The following is a 2,433-nucleotide window of genomic DNA, read 5'->3' as shown; positions in this document are numbered from 1 at the left end:
GAGAAGGCCGGTGAACCCTGCCAGGTCACGGGGGGTGACGGCGTAGACGGGCAGAGGCAGGTCCGGGAAGCCCGGGGCCGGGCGGGACACGCCGCCGCGGCTGCGCGCGTCGAGGGCCAGCACGCCGGCCGGGGCGTGAAGGGTGACGGCCAAGGAGTCAGGGGCGAAGTTCCTGGAGCGGCGGCTGGCCATGCTGACGGCACGATCCAGGATGCTCAAAGCCCGCTGCCCGGACTGCTGCTGGTCGGCGTCACCGTTCGGGTCCGGCGATGCGGTCGGCTCGGGCCGGTTGGGGATCATGGAGTCTCCGTTTCCGGGAGCGGCGTGGCCACTGCTTTCAAAGGTGGTGGCTGGTTGGTGGCGCGGCCCTGCGGGAGGCTGGGCGTTCCGGCAGTGGGCTGGGCGGGCCGTAGTGCGGGGTCAAGGACGACCCGATAACGCGCGGCGGTGAGCATCTGAGCGGCGTGAGAGGCAGTCTGGTTCTCCCACGCTCCCCCCAGATCGAAAGGGAGGCGGTACCAGTAGCCGGACAACGTCCCCTCTGCCAGGAAGCCGGCCCGCAGCAGAAGGCGCACAGCACACTCATCGAGGGGGCCGTCGGCTTCGACTTCTCCCCCGCGGCCGCGGGTGATGGTGATCGCATCAGTGCCGATCATCGACGTCAACGGCATGAGAAAAGTCAACTCCTTGTCTGCAGGTCTGAATGAGGGGTGTGAAGGTCTGAGCGCGGTGGGCGATGGGGTGCCACCGACAGGCGCAGGCGCATACCGGGTAACGGACGGTGGGGGCGCCCGTCGCCGTCGGGCGCCCCCACCGTCATGCCGCGGCAGGTAAGCAGCGCAAGAGGCAACCCGCAGACCCCGCCACGGCCGCGGCCTGCCCCCGGCCACCAAGTCCCAAGGGACCGGGTAAAGGGGGCCGGGGGGTCAGACCCGGATTACGCTGTGGCGTCGGACCTGGACGGAGTTCTGCACGCTGGACGAACGGGGATTGCCCAGCTGTGAAGGTACGGTCGGGGCGGAGGCCGTGCCCAGGATCTGGGCCAGGGCAGTGTTCAGGTCCCGGGAAAAGTGCTCGGTGCGCTCCACGCCGTACGCGTCGTAGACCTGGAACGGATTCCGGGGGTCGGGGCCCCAGCTGTAGTCGGTGCGGCCGCCCTTGACGTAGTTGATGCGCATGGTGCTGGACGGCCCTGTCACCTGGAGGGTGTAACCGCGCTCTGACGCCGCGACGGTCACCTGCGCGTCCTCGGCAGCGCGGACGCTGCGCAGCGTCCTTTGGATGACCCCGGGCAACACGGACTCGTCCTCCAGCGGCGTCAGTGCGGGCAGCGCGGCCACAGGCGGGGGCGCGTCGGCTTGATCAGGGTCGTTCCAGATCCGGATGAAGTCGTCGTAGTCCCTGGCCAGTTCGCGGTCCTTGCCATCGACAGCGAGCGTCGAGTGCTTCCACTTCCACGCCCCCTGGCCGTCGCGGCGCCAGGTGATGGTGAGGCATACGCGGTCGTTGGTGAGCGTCAGCAGGAAGTGGAGCGGGGAGGTGCGGGTGATACGCGGCTGCTGGCCCGTGGACTGTTCCAGCCGGTCCGCCATCTTCGCGATGGCTGCCGGAATGTACTGGTCCTGGGTTACCGGGGTGCTTTCAGGCATGAGTGTTCCTCCGCGGATTCGTTGAGGTCGGAGAGGTTCGCGCCGAGTCCGGCGCGGATGAGGGAGCCGCAGCGTTTGCAGCGCAGGGTGTCGACCACGTCCCAGTCATCGATGTCACCAGGAAGGACCTGGACGGCTTCGAAAAACCTGAGATCGCCGGAGACGGCAGGACTGGAGGCAGACATGAAAGGGCCTCAAGGCGTTGGATGTGGCAGGGATACCGGGGCGGAAGAAGCTCCGTGGCCCGGCAGGAAAGAACGTACGTGGCCAGACAGTTAGCCCCGCAACCCCCAGTTCTGCATGAGGCTCGGAGCCGAGAGCGGTGGCCTCGGCTGCAGGTGGTTGCCAAGGGGGAAGCCTGCCGGGCCGTGGACCGGAGCAGCTGCGTGACCGTCTCGCTCGTGGTGCAGGTAGGGGTTGGTGCGCGTCATACGGCGGTGGGGGACCGGCCAGCGGCAGGTCCCCTCGACTTCCGGTGGCCGCCGGAACGCACCGCCTCGCGAAACGGCGGCGGCCCACGCCGGTGGGGTGCGGGCGTGGCTCGGATCAGGCGTGCGCGGGGCCGCGCCAGTCGGCTCTTCTCCGGCTTCCGGCACGAACCGCGTCGGCAGCTCCGAGGGTCACGACCCCGCTCATCAGTCTCCACCCACGCCGAAGCAACCGCCCGGAGCCGCCCCGCACAAGCCGCCACACCACACCCCGGCTCGCGGTGCGGACCCGTTTCCTGGACGATCAGCTGCTGCGGCTCAATGCCGACGGGGTGCGGCAGTTCGTCTTCGTCGCC

The 2,433-nt window shown here is 69.2% G+C and carries 4 protein-coding genes; all 4 read right to left on the bottom strand.

Going from position 1 to position 2,433, the window contains the following annotated elements:
* On the bottom strand, window positions 1-300 hold a 300-nt coding region (locus tag ABZW18_RS34605; RefSeq protein ID WP_356195453.1), incomplete at its 3' end, for a hypothetical protein.
* Window positions 297-671 (bottom strand): hypothetical protein, encoded by a 375-nt coding sequence (locus tag ABZW18_RS34600; RefSeq protein ID WP_356195451.1) that lies wholly within the window; start codon window positions 669-671, stop codon window positions 297-299. The genes ABZW18_RS34600 and ABZW18_RS34605, both read right to left, overlap by 4 nt.
* A 255-nt stretch (window positions 672-926) precedes the next feature.
* Window positions 927-1,649 (bottom strand): hypothetical protein, encoded by a 723-nt coding sequence (locus ABZW18_RS34595; protein ID WP_356195448.1) that lies wholly within the window; start codon window positions 1,647-1,649, stop codon window positions 927-929.
* Window positions 1,628-1,834, bottom strand: coding sequence for a hypothetical protein (locus ABZW18_RS34590; protein ID WP_356195446.1), 207 nt, complete (start codon window positions 1,832-1,834; stop codon window positions 1,628-1,630). The genes ABZW18_RS34595 and ABZW18_RS34590 overlap by 22 nt, the downstream gene beginning before the upstream one ends.
* Window positions 1,835-2,433 lie beyond the last annotated feature (599 nt).

The organism is Streptomyces sp. NPDC004647 (assembly GCF_040609575.1).
In the GTDB taxonomy this organism is placed as follows: Bacteria; Actinomycetota; Actinomycetes; order Streptomycetales; family Streptomycetaceae; genus Streptomyces.
The sequence above is the reverse complement of the archived record's forward strand: the minus strand, read 5'-3'. Positions and strand labels throughout refer to the sequence as shown.